General features: G+C 68.1%; 11 protein-coding genes. 9 read left to right on the top strand and 2 right to left on the bottom strand.

Features of this window, described 5'->3' with window-relative positions:
• Positions 1 to 6 precede the first annotated feature (6 nt).
• Entirely contained in the window at positions 7 to 891 is an 885-nt protein-coding gene (locus CSC76_RS01550) for a DMT family transporter (RefSeq protein WP_162108295.1), read from the top strand.
• Between the two features lie 652 nt (positions 892 to 1,543).
• Here the strand turns inward: CSC76_RS01550 and CSC76_RS01545 are convergent.
• Complete coding sequence (locus CSC76_RS01545; RefSeq protein WP_162108294.1) at positions 1,544 to 2,176, bottom strand: OmpW/AlkL family protein; 633 nt, start codon at positions 2,174 to 2,176, stop codon at positions 1,544 to 1,546.
• Positions 2,177 to 2,489: 313 nt separating this feature from the next.
• On the opposite strand from CSC76_RS01545, the gene CSC76_RS01540 reads away from it, so the two are divergent.
• The 7 genes from CSC76_RS01540 to CSC76_RS01510 all read left to right on the top strand — a co-directional run bounded on the left by CSC76_RS01540 (position 2,490) and on the right by CSC76_RS01510 (position 12,160).
• Positions 2,490 to 2,939, top strand: coding sequence for a DUF1801 domain-containing protein (locus tag CSC76_RS01540; protein ID WP_162108293.1), 450 nt, complete (start codon positions 2,490 to 2,492; stop codon positions 2,937 to 2,939).
• A gap of 5 nt (positions 2,940 to 2,944) precedes the next feature.
• Positions 2,945 to 3,979, top strand: a complete 1,035-nt coding sequence (locus CSC76_RS01535; protein ID WP_338014919.1) for a LacI family DNA-binding transcriptional regulator — start codon at positions 2,945 to 2,947, stop codon at positions 3,977 to 3,979.
• Between the two features lie 240 nt (positions 3,980 to 4,219).
• Positions 4,220 to 7,234, top strand: coding sequence for a beta-phosphoglucomutase (pgmB, locus tag CSC76_RS01530; RefSeq protein ID WP_162108292.1), 3,015 nt, complete (start codon positions 4,220 to 4,222; stop codon positions 7,232 to 7,234).
• Between the two features lie 74 nt (positions 7,235 to 7,308).
• Positions 7,309 to 9,714, top strand: a complete 2,406-nt coding sequence (locus tag CSC76_RS01525; RefSeq protein WP_162108291.1) for a TonB-dependent receptor — start codon at positions 7,309 to 7,311, stop codon at positions 9,712 to 9,714.
• A 141-nt stretch (positions 9,715 to 9,855) separates the two neighbouring features.
• Positions 9,856 to 11,097, top strand: a complete 1,242-nt coding sequence (locus CSC76_RS01520) for an MFS transporter (RefSeq protein ID WP_238394836.1) — start codon at positions 9,856 to 9,858, stop codon at positions 11,095 to 11,097.
• Positions 11,098 to 11,155: 58 nt separating this feature from the next.
• The gene (locus tag CSC76_RS01515) at positions 11,156 to 11,611 is read left to right on the top strand and encodes a DMT family transporter (RefSeq protein WP_162108290.1); all 456 of its coding nucleotides are present in this window, start codon (positions 11,156 to 11,158) and stop codon (positions 11,609 to 11,611) included.
• Positions 11,612 to 11,614: 3 nt separating this feature from the next.
• Positions 11,615 to 12,160 (top strand): DNA-deoxyinosine glycosylase, encoded by a 546-nt coding sequence (locus CSC76_RS01510; RefSeq protein WP_162108289.1) that lies wholly within the window; start codon positions 11,615 to 11,617, stop codon positions 12,158 to 12,160.
• On the opposite strand, the gene CSC76_RS01505 is transcribed toward CSC76_RS01510, so the two are convergent.
• Positions 12,131 to 12,880 (bottom strand): hypothetical protein, encoded by a 750-nt coding sequence (locus CSC76_RS01505; RefSeq protein WP_162108288.1) that lies wholly within the window; start codon positions 12,878 to 12,880, stop codon positions 12,131 to 12,133. The genes CSC76_RS01510 and CSC76_RS01505 overlap by 30 nt on opposite strands.
• A 275-nt stretch (positions 12,881 to 13,155) precedes the next feature.
• Between CSC76_RS01505 and CSC76_RS01500 the strand changes: the two genes are divergently transcribed.
• Entirely contained in the window at positions 13,156 to 14,583 is a 1,428-nt protein-coding gene (locus CSC76_RS01500; RefSeq protein ID WP_162108287.1) for a dihydrolipoyllysine-residue acetyltransferase, read from the top strand.
• The last annotated feature ends 65 nt before the right edge of the window (positions 14,584 to 14,648 follow it).

The raw sequence follows: 14,648 nt of genomic DNA, 5'->3' as shown, positions 1-14,648 counted from the left end.
TGGCGCATGGCCACGCCCCGTTCCTCGCTCACGTCCGCCGTCCTGCTCATGCTGGCCGCCGTGCTGCTGTTCGCGTTGATGGACGCGGGATTGAAGCTGCTTTCATCGCAGTACCCGCCGCTGCAGGTCGCGGCATTGCGCGGGTTGTCCTCGCTGCCGCTGGTGACGCTGTGGGTGCTGGCCACGGTGCCGGCCCACTCGCTGCTGCGCGTGCATTGGCCGTTGCACCTGCTGCGCGGCGCGCTGGGCATCGCGATGATGGCCGGGTTCGTGTACGGCTTGCGCACGATGCCCTTGTCGACGGCCTACGCTATTACCTTCGTCGCGCCGCTGCGGGTCACGGCGATGGCGGGCCCATTGCTCAAGGAGCGGGTGGGGGCGGGGCGCTGGATCGCGATCGTCATCGGTCTGGTCGGTGTGTTGGTGATCCTGCGCCCGACCGGCGAAGGCATGCTGACCGGCGGCGGGCTGGCGATCCCCATCGCGGCGATCTGCTATGCGCTGGGTGCGGTCACCGTGCGCATGCTGGCGCAGCGCGACAGTACGCAGGCGATGGTGTTCTGGTTCGTCGTGCTGCTGTCGCTGGGCGCGTGGCTGCTGGCGTTGCCTGCATGGAAGCCGCTGCAGCCCGCGCACGGCTGGATCATCGCCGGCGTCGGCATCTCCGGTTCGCTGGCGCAGGTGGCGCTGACCGAGGCCTTCCGTCGTGGCGAGGCCTCGCTGATCGCGCCACTGGAATACACCGCGCTGGTATGGGGCGTGCTGCTGGACGTGGCCTTGTGGTCGGTGCTGCCGGATGGCGTGACCTGGATCGGCGCGGGCATCATCGTGGCCAGCGGACTCTATCTGTTGCGGCGCGAAAAGGTCCACGTGGAGGCCGAACATCCTTGACGCGCGATGCGGCATGATGCGCGCATGCCCATCGTCCTCGTCCTGCTGTTCGTATTCCTGCTGCTCGCCTTGTGGGTGCTGCTTCTCCCGCTCTCGTTGTGGCAGCGCTATCGCTACGGGCGGGCGCGCCGCATGGCCCGCAGCTGGCTGCTCGCGTTCAACGCATGGAGCCTGCTGGTGTCGGTGGCGATCTTCATGGCGGTCAGTGCGTTCGGCCTGTTCTGGTGGCCGGACAGCCTGGCCGGCGCGGGGCTGGGATTGGCTGCAGGAAGCCTGCTGGGCCTGCTGGGCGTGTGGCTCACGCGCTGGGAGGTCGCGCCGCAAGGTGTCTTCTACCAGCCCAATGCCTGGCTGGCCCTGTTGCTGGTCGCCATCGTGGCCGGCCGCATCGTACTGGGGTTCGTGCAGATGGCGCAGTACTGGCAGAGCGGTGGCGTGCCGGCGACCCATGCGCTGCTGAGCGGGCACGGCAGCCTGCTGGCGGTGGCGGGCCTGCTGCTCGGCTACTACCTGGTCTATGCCTGGGGCGTGAAATGGCGGGTCGCGCGCCTGCAACGCCTGCGCGGGCACGGCATGCGGGGATCCATCCGCCCCCAGGAAAAGGCGGCGGGCCCGGGGGCCCCCCGCCGTATCGACGCGATGGGGCGATGGATCAGAAGCGGGCGCCGATACCCACACCCACGACCCACGGGTCGATCGTCAGTTCTTCGCCGGTGCCCTGGCCGGCCACGCGCACGCCGGCGTCGCCCTTCATGTAGCGGGCATCCGCACGCGCAAACCAGGTCTGGTTGATGTTGAAGTCCACACCCGCGGTGGCGATGGCGCCCTTGGCGGTCTCCAGGCCGACATGCGCGCCGTTGGCGCCGATGGTCTCGTTGCTGAAGTTGGACTCGTAGTAGCCCAGGCCCACGAACGGGCGCATCACCTGGTCAGCGGTGCCGAAGTGGTACTGGCCGCTCAGCGCGATGGGCTGCTGGTCCACGGTACCGATCTTGCCCGCGCCATCGGCGCGCACACGGTGGTTGAACTTGTCGGCGGCGCCCCACAGCTCGACGGCGATGTTCGGGGTCGCATACCAGCTGGCGCTGATCACCGGCGCGACGTCGCCGTCGATCTTGAGGCCGGGTGCGGGATCGCGATCGGGCTTGAGGACGGCGGCGCCGCCGACCACGGCGAAGCGCTTGCCGGCGGCATCGGATGTCGTGTCGGTGGTTGCATCCTGCGCCAGGGCAGGCATGGCAATGAGGGAAGCAAGGGCAATCGTGAGGGTACGAATGGATTTCATGCAGGAATCTCCTGTTCTGTTTTCTTATGTCCCTTCCGTGCGGTGCGATGCGTGATGCGTCGTCGCCGTCAGGGCGAGCGCACCGTAACCAGCGCTGCATGAACATCTCCTGCTGCGCGACGTGAACCGTTCGCAAACACGGCGGAAATATCCTGCTACTGCGACTGCATTTCACGGTGCGTGCATGTCGCTTAGCGCACGCGGCATGTCCGTTCAGTGATCCATGCGATATCGCAGCGCACCGAGGCGGCGATGCACGGCATGACGCGGGGCCCGCAGCTGCGCTACTGTTCGTACAAACGGAGTGGCCAGCATGGCGAGCAGCAAGGCGAAGACGGTCGACGACTACCTGACGGAACTGCCAGAGCAACGCCGGGCCGTGGTGTCGGCGGTACGCGACCTGGTCAACCGGCATCTTCCCCCAGGCTACGTCGAGGCGATGAGCTGGGGCATGATCAGCTGGGAAGTCCCGCTGTCGCGCTATCCGGACACCTACAACAGGCAGCCCCTGGCGTACGTCGCGCTCGCAGCGCAGAAGCAGTACTACGCGCTGTACCTGATGGCGTGCTACGCCAACTCCACCCAGGACGTGGCGCTGCGCAACGCGTACGCGGACGCCGGCAAGGTGCTGGACATGGGCAAGAGCTGCCTGCGCTTCAAGGCGCTGGACGACCTGCTGCCCGAGGTGGTCGGCGGCGTGATCGCCTCCACGCCGGTGGACGCGCATATTGCACAATACGAAGCCAGCCGCGCACGGAAGTGACCCGCATGCCCCCCGCAAAACGAAAGTCGCGCACCGGGCGTGTCCGGACCGACCTGCCCACGCCGGGCGACCACCTGACGATGGCGGACCTGGCCAAGGTGGCCGGCGTATCGGCGATCACCGTCTCCCGTGCGCTGCGCGACAGTCCGCTGGTAAACGCGGAAACCCGCGCCCGCGTGCGCGATGTGGCGCAGCAGTACGGCTACGCCTTCAACGTGAGTGCGCGCAACCTCAAGCTCCGCCGCAGCATGACCGTGGCGGTAGTGGTGGAAATGAAGCCCACCGTCGAGCGGCAGATGTCCGGGCCATACCCGTTGGACCTGCTGGGTGGCATCACCCAGGAGCTCACCTCCACCGGCTACAGCGTGCTGCTGACCTCGCTGCAGGGCGGTGCGTTGCCGAACGTGCGGGCCGCCGACGGCGTGATCCTGCTCGGCCAGGGCGCGCACGAGGATGCCATGCACGAAGTGCAGCGTTGGGGGCGGCCGATGGTGGTGTGGGGTGCGGTGAGCCGGCATGAATCGCAGATCGTGGTGGGCAGCGACAACCGGCGCGGCGGCGCGCTGGCCGCCGAGCGTTTCATCGCGCTGGGCCGGAGCCGTCCGGCTTTCCTCGGCGATCCCGCGCACGGCGAATTCGCCGAGCGCCTGGAGGGCTTCAGTACCGCGCTCGCGCGGCAAGGCATCACGCCGATCGCGCCGACCGTTTCCAGTTTCACCGTCGGTGCGGGGGCGGATGCGGTGCATGCCCTGCTGCAGGCGCACCCGCAGGTCGATGCATTGTTCGCCGCCAGCGACCTGCTGGCCATCGGCGCGATCCGTGCGCTGATCGAGCGCGGCCGACGGGTGCCCGAGGATGTCTCGGTGATCGGCTACGACGACTCCCCCCTCGGCGCGACCTACGTGCCGCCCTTGACCTCGGTGCACCAGAACTTCATCGATGCCGGCGTCCTGCTGGCCCGCAAGGTGCGTGCCCTGATCGAGGGCGAGGATGCGGTCTCGGAGACCCTGCCGACCCATCTGGTCGTTCGCACGACCTGAGCGCATCGCGCTGCTGCATTGCAGCGTCCACCCGGTGGACATCCGGGTGCATCGCCCCGCGCGTAGAAAGAACTAAACGAATTGATTTGAAAGGGCTTTTCTTGGCCCAGGAACCTGGTCAGCCGCGCGTTGGAGGCGCACGGCAATGGCGCTGACATCGATAACTTGACATCGATAACAACGACTTCTAGCGTGCCCCCGCCGTGGTGTCGCCACGGCAGGCAACGGGTGGACGAGAGGATGTCGGTGGAACAGAGGCGGACGGACACATCGGTCGAGGATGCGGCATCGGGCGCAGGCCTGGCCGATCCCTGGCGGCTGACCCAGCGGGCGTTCGACCCCGCGCGTGCGGCGCGCGACGAAACCCTGTTCGCCCTCGCCAACGGCACCCTGGGCGTGCGCGGTGCGTTGGAAGAAGCCGACAGCGCAAGTGACGGCACCTTCCTGTCCAGCGTGTTCGAACAGAACCCGATCCACTATCACGAGCGCTTTCCCGGCTTCACCCGTAGCACCGATACGCGCGTGCCGGTGGCCGAGGGCAAGCACATCCGGCTGCGACTCGGCGATGCGCCGCTGCGCCTGCACGAGGCCGAATGGCTGGACTTCGAGCGCACACTCGATCTCGCTGCCGGCGCACTCGTGCGTCGCCTGCGCCTGAAGACCGCGCAGGGGCAGACCCTGGAAATCCGTGCGCGCCGCGTGGTGCCGCTCGCCGAGCGGGCGTTGCTGGCGATCCGTTTCGAAGTCGCCTCCATCGACTACACGGGGCCGCTGACGTTGTGCTCGTCGATCGAGACCGGGCGCCAGGCGATGGAGCAGGGCGACGACCCGCGCATCGGCGTACATGGCGGCAAGGAACTGCAGGTGGCCGAAGAGCAGGCGGATGCCGAAGGCGCGCGGCTGACCCAGCGAACCCATCACAGCGGCGTCGCCCTGATCTGCGCCCAGCGGCACCGCCTTTCGCCGGGCGTGGTGCCCACGGCTGCGCATGCGGGCGAGGGCCGGGTGGAGCAACGCTTCGGTGCGACGCTGACCCCCGGCGCGTCGGTCGTGATCGAGAAGTACGTCGCCTACGACGATGGCAACGGCCAGGCGGCGGATGGCGTGGACGCCGTGCTGGCGCGGGCGCTGCGTGACGGATTCGACGGCATCGCCGACGCGCATGCCGACGCGATGCATGCGTTCTGGCAACGCGCCGGCCTGTCGGTGGACGGCGATCCGGCGGCGGAACTGGCGCTGCGCTTCAACCTGTTCCACCTGCTGCAGTCGGCGGGTCGCGACGGCATCAATGGCACGGCGGCCAAAGGCATCACCGGCGAAGGTTACGAGGGCCACTGCTTCTGGGATACCGAAGCCTTCGTATTGCCGGTCATGGCGTTCACCGCACCGGACGTGGCGCGCGCGATGCTGATGTACCGCTACCGCACGCTGGACGGCGCACGCGAGACCGCGCGCGCGATGAACCACCCGCGTGGCGCGTTGTACCCCTGGCGCACCATCGCCGGCCGCGAATGCCCCGCGCACTATCCCAGCGGCTCGGCGGCTTACCACATCAACGCCGCCATCGCCTACGGGATCGGGCTTTATCTCGACGCCAGCGATGATCTCGACTTCCTCAGCGAGGCTGGCGCCGAGATTCTTTTCGAAACCGCGCGCATCTGGCCGCAGGCGGGCCACTTCAATCCGCGGCTCGACGGCGCGTTCTGCATCCACGAAGTGACCGGGCCCGACGAATACACCACGCTGGTCAACAACAACTGGTACACCAATCGCATGGCGCAGCGGCACCTGCAGCGTGCGGTGGATGCATGGCGGCGGTTGTCGGCCGATCGCCCCGACGCCCTGCACGCGCTGGCGGCACGCATCGGGCTGGATGACGAGGAGGTCGCGCTGTGGGAGCGCGCCGCCGATGCCATGTACCTGCCGGTGGGCGAGGCGCTGGGCATCCATCCGCAGGACGACGATTTCCTCGCCAAGCCGCGCTGGCCGTTCCCCCGACGCGAAGGGCCGCACCGCCCGCTGCTGCTCGACTACCATCCGCTCACCCTGTACCGCCACCAGGTCTGCAAGCAGGCCGACGTGGTGATGGCGATGGTGCTGGCCGGGGACGGCATCGACCTGGGCACCAAGCGCCGCGATTTCGACTACTACGAGGCGGTCACCACCCACGATTCCACGCTGTCCGCACCGGTGTACGGCATCCTGGCCAGCGAGGTGGGTCAGGACGAGAAGGCGTGGCACTACTTCGACGCCAGCCTGCGCGTGGACCTGGACGACCTGCACGGCAACACCGACCATGGCGTGCACATGGCCGCGATGGCCGGCAGCTGGCTGGGGCTGGTGCAGGGTTTCGGCGGGCTGCGCGTCGCCGGTGGCCGCCTGCGGTTCGCACCCACCCTGCCCAACGCCTGGAAGGGCTACGGGTTCAACCTGCGTTGGCGCGGTTGCGCGCTGCGGGTGGACGTGGATGCGCGGGGCGTGCGCTACAGACTGGACGAGGGCGAGCTGCTCGCCTTTGCGCATGCCGGGAGTGAGGTGGTGTTGAGGCCGGGGCGGGAGGTCATCCTGCCGCTCGCCGTGCCGTCGCCACCGAAAGCGGTGTTCCCGCGCGCCTGTCATGCCCTGATCTTCGACCTGGACGGCGTACTGACCGACACCGCGCATACGCACTACCGGGCCTGGAAGCGGCTGGCCGACGAGATCGGCGTGCCGTTCGACCTGCAGGTCAACGAGCGGTTGAAGGGCGTGGACCGCATGGCGTCGCTGGAGATCATCCTGGAGCGTGCATCACGCTCCTATTCCGCGGACGAGAAGCGCGCGCTGGCGGACACCAAGAACGGCTACTACGTGCAGGAGATCGCAAGCGTGGGGCCGCAGGACCTGTTCGATGGCGTGCGCGACGTGCTCGATGCGGCGCGTGCGGCCGGCCTGAAGCTGGGCCTGGCGTCCGCCAGCCGCAACGCGCCGGCGCTGCTGCAGAAGCTCGGCATCGCCGACTGCTTCGACTACATCGCCGACGCCGGCCGCATCGTCCGCGCCAAGCCCGACCCGGCCATCTTCCTGGATGTCGCGGCCGCGCTCGGCGTTCCGGCGCACCGCTGCATCGGCGTGGAAGACGCCGCGGCTGGCATCGAGGCCATTCATGCGGCGGGCATGGCCGCCATCGGCATCGGCGATGCGCGCGCCCTGCGCCATGCCGATGCCGTGATTCCCCGCATCGCCGATTTCGACCTGAGGACGTTCGTTTCGAATTGACCGCACGTGGCCGCAGAAGCCGCGACGGGCAGCCAGCCAACAACACGACAACAACGCAAGTGGAGGGAGAGACCATGCAACACACCAAGCACCCGATGCGCTATGCCCTGTCGGCCGCCATCGCGCTGGCGCTGTCGCCAGCGCTGGCGAGCGCACAGGAAGCCGCGGCCGCTGCGCCGGCCGAACAGGACGCGACCACACTCGATGCCGTCGTGGTCAGCGGCACCGCCAAATTCAAAGGGCTGCGCAAACGCGACGCCAGCTTTTCCATCAGCACGGCCACGCCGGAGCAGATCCAGGAAACTGCGCCGACCAGCACGGCCGACCTGCTGAAGATCGTCCCCGGCGTCTGGGCCGAGGCCAGCGGCGGCGGTACCGGCGCCAACGTCTTCGTGCGCGGCATGCCCTCCGAGGGCGACGCGCCGTTCTTCCCCCTGCAGCTGGACGGCTCGCCGATCTTCCCGCCGCCGACGCTGTCGTTCCTCGAGAACACCACGCTGTTCCGCATCGACGACACCATTGCGCGGGTCGAAGGCCTGCGCGGCGGCCCCAGCCCGATCTACTCCAACGGCCAGCCCGGTGTCACCGTCAACTTCATCCAGAAGAAGGGCGAGGACACGCCCGAAGGGCTGGTGCGCATGACGCTCGGTACCGACAGTCTGCGCCGTGTCGACTTCTACAGCGGTGGCCCGCTGGGCACCGACACCGGCTGGTACTACAGCGTGGGTGGCTTCTACCGCGAGACGGATGGCGTGCGCCAGACCGGCTTCCCGGTGGAGAAGGGCGGCCAGCTCAGCGCGACGCTGACCAAGCGCTGGGCCGAGGGCGAATTCAACGTCTACGCGCGCCACACCGACGACAAGAACACGTTCTATACCGCCGTGCCGCTGGTCTCGCGCAACAACGGCAGGGACATCTCCAGCTTCCCGGGCCTGGACGCCACCACGGGGACGCTGGTCGGCGACGACTTCCGCCGCGTGACGTTGCCCACAGGTGCCGGCGATCAGACGATGACGCGCGACCTGGCTGATGGCCGCGGCGTGGACATCGACGTGTTCGGCGGTTCGCTGGATTGGTATGTGGGCAACTGGACCATCAGCGACAAGTTCAACTACCTGAAAGGCGACGCGCCGACCTATGCGCTGTTCACCGGCGCCAACCCGCAGACGCTGTCGTCGTACATCACCGACACGTATGGCGCGGGCGTCACGGGTACCGGCACCTTCGTCAACGGTGGCGGCGCCGTCGACCCGAACCAGCAGGTACTGACGGCAGGCTTCTGGGTGGTGGACAAGGAGATCAGCTCGTTCACCAATGACCTGCGGTTCAGTGTCGACCTGACCGACAGCAACTCCCTGACCTTCGGCATGTACTACGCCGACTATTCGTCCAAGGATCGCTGGTGGCTGGGCAACAACATGCTGCTCACCGCGCAGGACAACGCGCGCCGGGTGAACCTGGCGCTGTCCGACGGTCGCGTGGCGACGCGCGATGGCTTCGTCGGCACGGCGTTCTACAACATCCGCGGCGACTACGACGGCCAGAACACGGCCTTCTTCATCGCCGACGAATGGACCGTCAACGAGCGCATCCGCCTGGATGCCGGCCTGCGCTACGAGCGGCAGGAGGTCAACGGCACCGTGTGGGATCCGGTCACGGTCGACCTGGACGGCGATCCGAATACGTTGTACGACAACACCACGTCGGTCTCCACCACGCCGCGCAGCATCGACCAGAACGACAGCGACGTGTCGTGGACGGCCGGCCTGAACTACACGCTCAACGACAGCGTCAGCCTGTTCGGACGCGTCAACTCGGGCTTCACCTTCCCGCAGTTCGACAACCTGCGCGACGGCGCCGACAACAAGACCGAGATCGACCAGTACGAGCTGGGCCTGAAGGCCGGCGGCGAGACGTACGAGATGTACCTCACCGCGTTCTACAACGACTTCACCGGCCTGCGGTACCAGGCGTTCGACAACAACGGCAACAACGTCGTGATCATCGGTGATTCGAAGGCGCGCGGCCTGGAGTTCGAGGGGGCGTGGCGGCCGATGGGCGGTTTCGAGCTGGCCTGGAACGCGACCTGGCTGCGGGCCAAGTACGGCGACTTCGCGACCTACGACGGCAACCAGGTGGTGCGCCAGCCGAAGTTCCGCGCACGCTTGACGCCCAGCTATTACTGGTCGCTGCCGTGGGGCGACCTGAAGGTGTTCACCACCTACACCCACGTGGGTGATCGCTACTCGGATCCCGCCACCGGCCAGGTGCTGCCGAAGTACGACACGTGGGATGTCGGTGCCAGCGCGCACGTGGGCGACCACTGGGAGGTCACCTTCTCGGGCCGCAACGTCACCGACGAGATCGCGCTGACCGAGGGCAATGCCCGCGTGCTCGGCAATGCGACCAGTGGCGGCGTGTTCATGGGCCGTCCGCTGGAAGGCACGTCGTACCAGGCATCCGTCGCCTACCGCTGGTGACGTACCGCGGCCTGCGCTCGCGCGGGCCGTCTTCCGTCGTCGCGCCGTCTCTCCCCGGCGCGGCGACGGATATCCTCTTCGCACTGGGCGTCGCGCGGCAGGGCCGCGCCGGCGTCGCGCATCCACCGACCGGTACCGCCCATGACGCGCACCCGCATGATCCTGGCGATGATCCTGACCTACATGATCTTCGCCATGCTGTTGAACTCCGTGGGCACGGTGATCCTGCAGTCCATCCAGGGCTTCGGCATCGGCAAGGCCGATGCGAGCCTGCTGGAAGCGTTCAAGGACCTGCCGATCGCGATCACGTCGTTCCTGGTGGCCTCGTTCCTGCCGCGGCTGGGCTATCGCCGCGCGATGATGCTCGGCCTGTCGCTGGTCGCCATCGCCTGCGCCGCGATGCCGTTGCTGCAAGCGTTCTGGGCCACCAAGCTGCTGTTCACCACGGTCGGCGTGTCGTTCGCGCTGGTGAAGGTGTCGGTGTACTCCAGCATCGGCCTGTTGACGGACGATGCGAAGGCGCACGCCGCGCTGACCAGCACGGTCGAGGGCTGGTTCATGGTCGGCATCCTGGGCAGCGCATGGCTGTTCGCCGCCTTCATCAATGCCGACGCGCCGGGCGATCCGGTCTGGCTGGACGTCTACTGGGTGCTGGCGGCGCTGTGCGTGGCGGTGGTCGGACTGCTGGCGACCTGCGAGCTGGATGAGCGCGCCGCGCAGGATGGCCATGCGGCGGGCGAGTCCTTCGCCGACATGTTCCGCCTGCTGGCGCTGCCGCTGGTGGCGGTGTTCCTGGTGTCCGCCTTCCTCTACGTGCTGATGGAGCAGGCGATCAATACATGGCTGCCGACCTTCAACCGCGAGATCCTGCACCTGCCCACCACGCTCAGTGTGCAGGCGGCCGGCATCTTCGCCGGTTCGCTGGCACTGGGGCGGCTGGGCGGTGGCGTGCTGCTGCGGCGCGTTCCGTGGTTCTGGTTGCTGTCGGCCTGCGTGGTGGCGATGGCGGTGCTGGTGCGGCTGGCGCTGCCCCTGGCGGCGAATGTGCAGGCGCGCGAGGGCATGACCTGGTGGAATGCGCCCGCGGCCGCCTATGTGTTCCCGCTGATCGGCCTGCTGATGGCGCCCATCTATCCGGCGATCAATTCGGTGGTGCTGAGCGCGCTGCCGAAGGCACGGCATGCCGCGATGACGGGACTGATCGTGGTGTTCTCGGCGCTCGGTGGCACGACCGGTTCGTACGTGACCGGTCAGCTGTTCGCGCATTTCGACGGATCACGCGCGTTCTACCTGCTACTGGCGCCTATGGCGATGCTGCTGGTGTCGATGGCCTTGCTGCGCCGTGCCGTGTCACGTCGGGAGGGGGCGATGGCCCCTGCCTGAGGGTTGCCCGCCTGCGCGTTGTCGTATCGTGTCGCCCTCCCTCCGCACGAGACACGACATGAACGCGACCGGCGTGGCCCTGGCCCTCTTCATCGGCATGTTGCTGCCGCTGCAGGCGTTGATCAACGCATCGCTCGGCAAACAGACCTTCGGTCCCGTGTTCGCCTCGCTGGCGTCCTTCATGGTCGGGACGGGCGTGCTGCTGGCGTGGTGGCTGCTGACGCGACCTGTGTTCGTGCCTGCGGCGCTGGCGAAAGTGCCGTGGTGGGCCTGGATGGGGGGTGTGATCGGCGCGGTGTTCGTCGCCTCGGCCACCCTGCTGGTGCCTCGCCTGGGCGCGGCCTCGTTGATCTGCCTGGTGGTGGCCGGGCAACTCGTGGGCTCGGTCGTTCTGGACCATTACGGCGTGCTGCACACGCGCCAGCCCGTCGATGCGCTCCGCATCGTCGGACTTCTGCTGGTGGTGGCGGGTGCCGTGCTGGTGGTGAAGCCGTGGCAGGCCTCGGGCGGCTGACGCATGGAAGAAGTGCTGACCGGTCTCCCGCCGGTGGTCGCGTCCGATTGCCGGGTACTGATACTGGGGTCGATGCCGGGTGCGGCCTCGTTGCAGGCCGCCCGCTATTACGCGCATCCGCGCAACCGCTTCGGGCCGCTGATGGCCGCGCTGGCCGACGTTCCGGAAGAGGCGACGTATGGGGAACGGCTGGTCGCGCTGCAGCGGGCCGGAATCGGCCTGTGGGACGTGATCGGCGAATGCCGGCGCGCCGGCAGCCTGGATAGCGCGATCGTGCGCGGCAGTGAGCGGGCCAATGCGCTCGTGCCCTTGATCGTCTCGTTGGGCCAGCTGCGCGTGATCGCGTTGAATGGCGCCACGGCGGCGTCGCTGTTCCGCCGCTACGTCGAGCCGCAACTGCCCGAGCTCCGCCAGCCCGTGCAGCGTATCGCGCTGCCTTCCACCAGCCCGGCGCACGCCGCAATGGGGCTGGAGGCGCTGCGGGAGGCCTGGAGCGTGCTGGCGCCGTGGCGGGAGGGCTCAGGGACGGGGCTGCGGGCGCAGGCGTAGCCAGACGGTCTGCACCGCCAGCACGAGCCCTACCACGACCGCCACGATCGCGGCAGTATCGCTGCCGGGGAGGCGCCAACCGGACTGCTTCACGTACACCGCGGCCAGCGCCCAGAGCGCCGCCGCCAAGAACGGCAGGTTGCCGCGCATGCGGTGGTTGGCCCACAGCAGCAGCGCGGTCGCCAGGGCGAACAGCACCAGCGTCCACGGCAGCATGGCGTCGGTCGGCAGCAGGCGGTATGCCACGATCACCTGCGCGGTGTTGAGGAAGGCGGCCAACGATAGCCAGCCTGCGTGCAGCGACAGCGGTGCCCATGCCCAGGCCGTCAGGCCGGGTGCGGTGATACGCGCGGTCGACAGCTTGAGCGCGCAGGTGAGCAGGCACGCCAACGCCGACCAGATGATGAGCAGCGCCAGCCAGAACAGCTGCTGCGAGAACACCGGCATCCACATCGCCGTCAGCGCGAACCCCGCCGCCGCCCAGGTGCGGATCCCCGCAAGTGGGTCCGTCGCCGCGCGTCGCGAGAACGCCTGCCACGCACCGAACACCATGTCCCACAGGAAAATCAGGCCCCAGATCGCAAACGCATAGCCTGCGGCCACGATGAGCGTGGGGTAGCGGTCCGAGATGGCGCCATTGGTCGGCCCGAATACGCCCTGCTGGGAAAACCAGGACACGACGGGCATGGCGAGCGACAACAGCAGGACGAGCCAGCGCATGGGTATCTCCTCTTGCGGATGGGGGGGCGATCCTAGGCACGGGCCTGTGAACGCCGCATCCAGATACGCGCGGCAGGGCGTCGTGGATGAACAGTGCGGGTGCGTATTGCCGCATGGGAATCGTGTGGCGGCCCGACCAAAGCGATACCACTGCGCGCGATGCGGGCCCCGATGTCCCGGTGGAGACATCGATCGGCCGCAATGGATGGTTGGCGCGTGGCGCCGCTGCGGACACAATAGGGGTTCCCTCTTCACGCACGCACCGGAGTAACGCCATGTCCGACATCAAGGAAGCCAAAGTCCCCGATATCGGCGACTACGACGGCGTGCCGGTGATCGAGATCCTGGTGGCCGTGGGCGACACGGTGAAGAAGGACCAGGGCCTGGTCACGCTGGAATCGGACAAGGCCACGATGGAAGTCCCGTCGGCATTCGCCGGCGTGGTGAAGGAGATCAAGGTCAAGCTGGGCGACGAGATCGCCGAAGGCGCGGTCGTGGCGCTGATCGAAGTCAGCGAAGGCGCCGCCGAGGCGAAGCCCGCCGCTGCACCCGCACCGACCGCCACGGCTGAAACCGGCGCGAAGGTCGAACCGGTCGCGGTATCGCCGACCCCCGACAAGATCGCCCAGCGGGAGATCGCGCAGGAGCGCGCCGCACCGGCCGTCGCGCCCGCGGCCTCGCGCGTGCTGGACGACAAGCCGGGCATCGATCCCGAAGCTTCGCCGCCGCGCACGCCGCCGGTCGAATTCAACGCCGATCGCGTGCTGCCGGAGAAGGTCGCCTACGCCAGCCCGGCCGTGCGCCTGTTCGCGCGCGAACTCGGCGTGGACCTCAACCAGGTCAACGGCAGCGAGCGCGGTGGCCGCATCAGCAAGGAAGACGTGCAGAAGTACGTCAAGGGCGCGCTGGCAGGTGGCGTGGCCGCACCGGCCGCCGCGGGAGCGCCGGTCGCCGCCGGGGGCGGGCTCAACCTGCTGCCGTGGCCGAAGGTGGACTTCAGCAAGTTCGGCGAGACCGAAGTCGTCGCGCTGTCGCGCATCAAGAAGATCTCCGGCGCCAACCTGGCGCGCAACTGGGCGATGATCCCGCACGTCACCCAGCACGACCACGCCGACATCACCGACCTGGAAGCGCTGCGCGTGGCGCTGAACAAGGAAAACGAAAAGGCCGGCATCAAGCTGACCATGCTCGCCTTCCTGATGAAGGCTAGCGTGTCCGCGCTGAAGAAGTTCCCCGACTTCAACGCCTCGCTCGACGCCAGCGGCGAGAACCTCACGCTGAAGAAGTACTTCCACATCGGCTTCGCCGCCGACACGCCGAACGGTCTGGTCGTGCCGGTGATCCGCGACGTCGACAAGAAGGGCGTCAACGAGATCGCCCAGGAAAGCGGCGAGCTGGCCAGGAAGGCGCGCGAGGGCAAGCTCGGCCCGGCCGAGATGTCCGGCGGCTGTTTCTCGATCTCCTCGCTGGGCGGCATCGGCGGCGTGGCGTTCACGCCCATCGTCAACGCACCGGAAGTCGCCATCCTCGGCGTGTCCAAGTCCTCGATCCAGCCGGTGTGGGACGGCAAGCAGTTCCAGCCGCGCCTGATGCTGCCGCTGTCGCTGAGCTACGACCACCGCGTGATCGACGGCGCCGCCGCCGCGCGCTTCACCGCCTATCTCGCCCAGCTGCTGGCCGACATGCGCCGCGTGCTGCTGTAAGTCCGTAGGGTGGGCCCCGGCCCACCGACCCGAACAAACCACGGTGGGCCCACGCCCACCCTACG

This window comes from Pseudoxanthomonas mexicana, from assembly GCF_010093385.1.
Classification (GTDB): Bacteria; Pseudomonadota; Gammaproteobacteria; order Xanthomonadales; family Xanthomonadaceae; genus Pseudoxanthomonas_A; species Pseudoxanthomonas_A mexicana.
The sequence above is the reverse complement of the archived record's forward strand: the minus strand, read 5'-3'. Positions and strand labels throughout refer to the sequence as shown.

What these genes read in the sequence shown, in the direction of transcription:
- CSC76_RS01510 (WP_162108289.1), top strand. Translation starts at nt 11,615, where the DNA reads ATGGAAGAAGTGCTGACCGGTCTCCCGCCGGTGGTCGCGTCCGATTGC.
- CSC76_RS01505 (WP_162108288.1), bottom strand. Translation starts at nt 12,880, where the DNA reads ATGCGCTGGCTCGTCCTGCTGTTGTCGCTCGCCATGCCCGTCGTGTCC.
- CSC76_RS01540 (WP_162108293.1), top strand. Translation starts at nt 2,490, where the DNA reads ATGGCGAGCAGCAAGGCGAAGACGGTCGACGACTACCTGACGGAACTG.
- pgmB (WP_162108292.1), top strand. Translation starts at nt 4,220, where the DNA reads ATGTCGGTGGAACAGAGGCGGACGGACACATCGGTCGAGGATGCGGCA.
- CSC76_RS01515 (WP_162108290.1), top strand. Translation starts at nt 11,156, where the DNA reads ATGAACGCGACCGGCGTGGCCCTGGCCCTCTTCATCGGCATGTTGCTG.
- CSC76_RS01550 (WP_162108295.1), top strand. Translation starts at nt 7, where the DNA reads ATGGCCACGCCCCGTTCCTCGCTCACGTCCGCCGTCCTGCTCATGCTG.
- CSC76_RS01535 (WP_338014919.1), top strand. Translation starts at nt 2,945, where the DNA reads ATGCCCCCCGCAAAACGAAAGTCGCGCACCGGGCGTGTCCGGACCGAC.
- CSC76_RS01500 (WP_162108287.1), top strand. Translation starts at nt 13,156, where the DNA reads ATGTCCGACATCAAGGAAGCCAAAGTCCCCGATATCGGCGACTACGAC.
- CSC76_RS01545 (WP_162108294.1), bottom strand. Translation starts at nt 2,176, where the DNA reads ATGAAATCCATTCGTACCCTCACGATTGCCCTTGCTTCCCTCATTGCC.
- CSC76_RS01520 (WP_238394836.1), top strand. Translation starts at nt 9,856, where the DNA reads ATGACGCGCACCCGCATGATCCTGGCGATGATCCTGACCTACATGATC.
- CSC76_RS01525 (WP_162108291.1), top strand. Translation starts at nt 7,309, where the DNA reads ATGCAACACACCAAGCACCCGATGCGCTATGCCCTGTCGGCCGCCATC.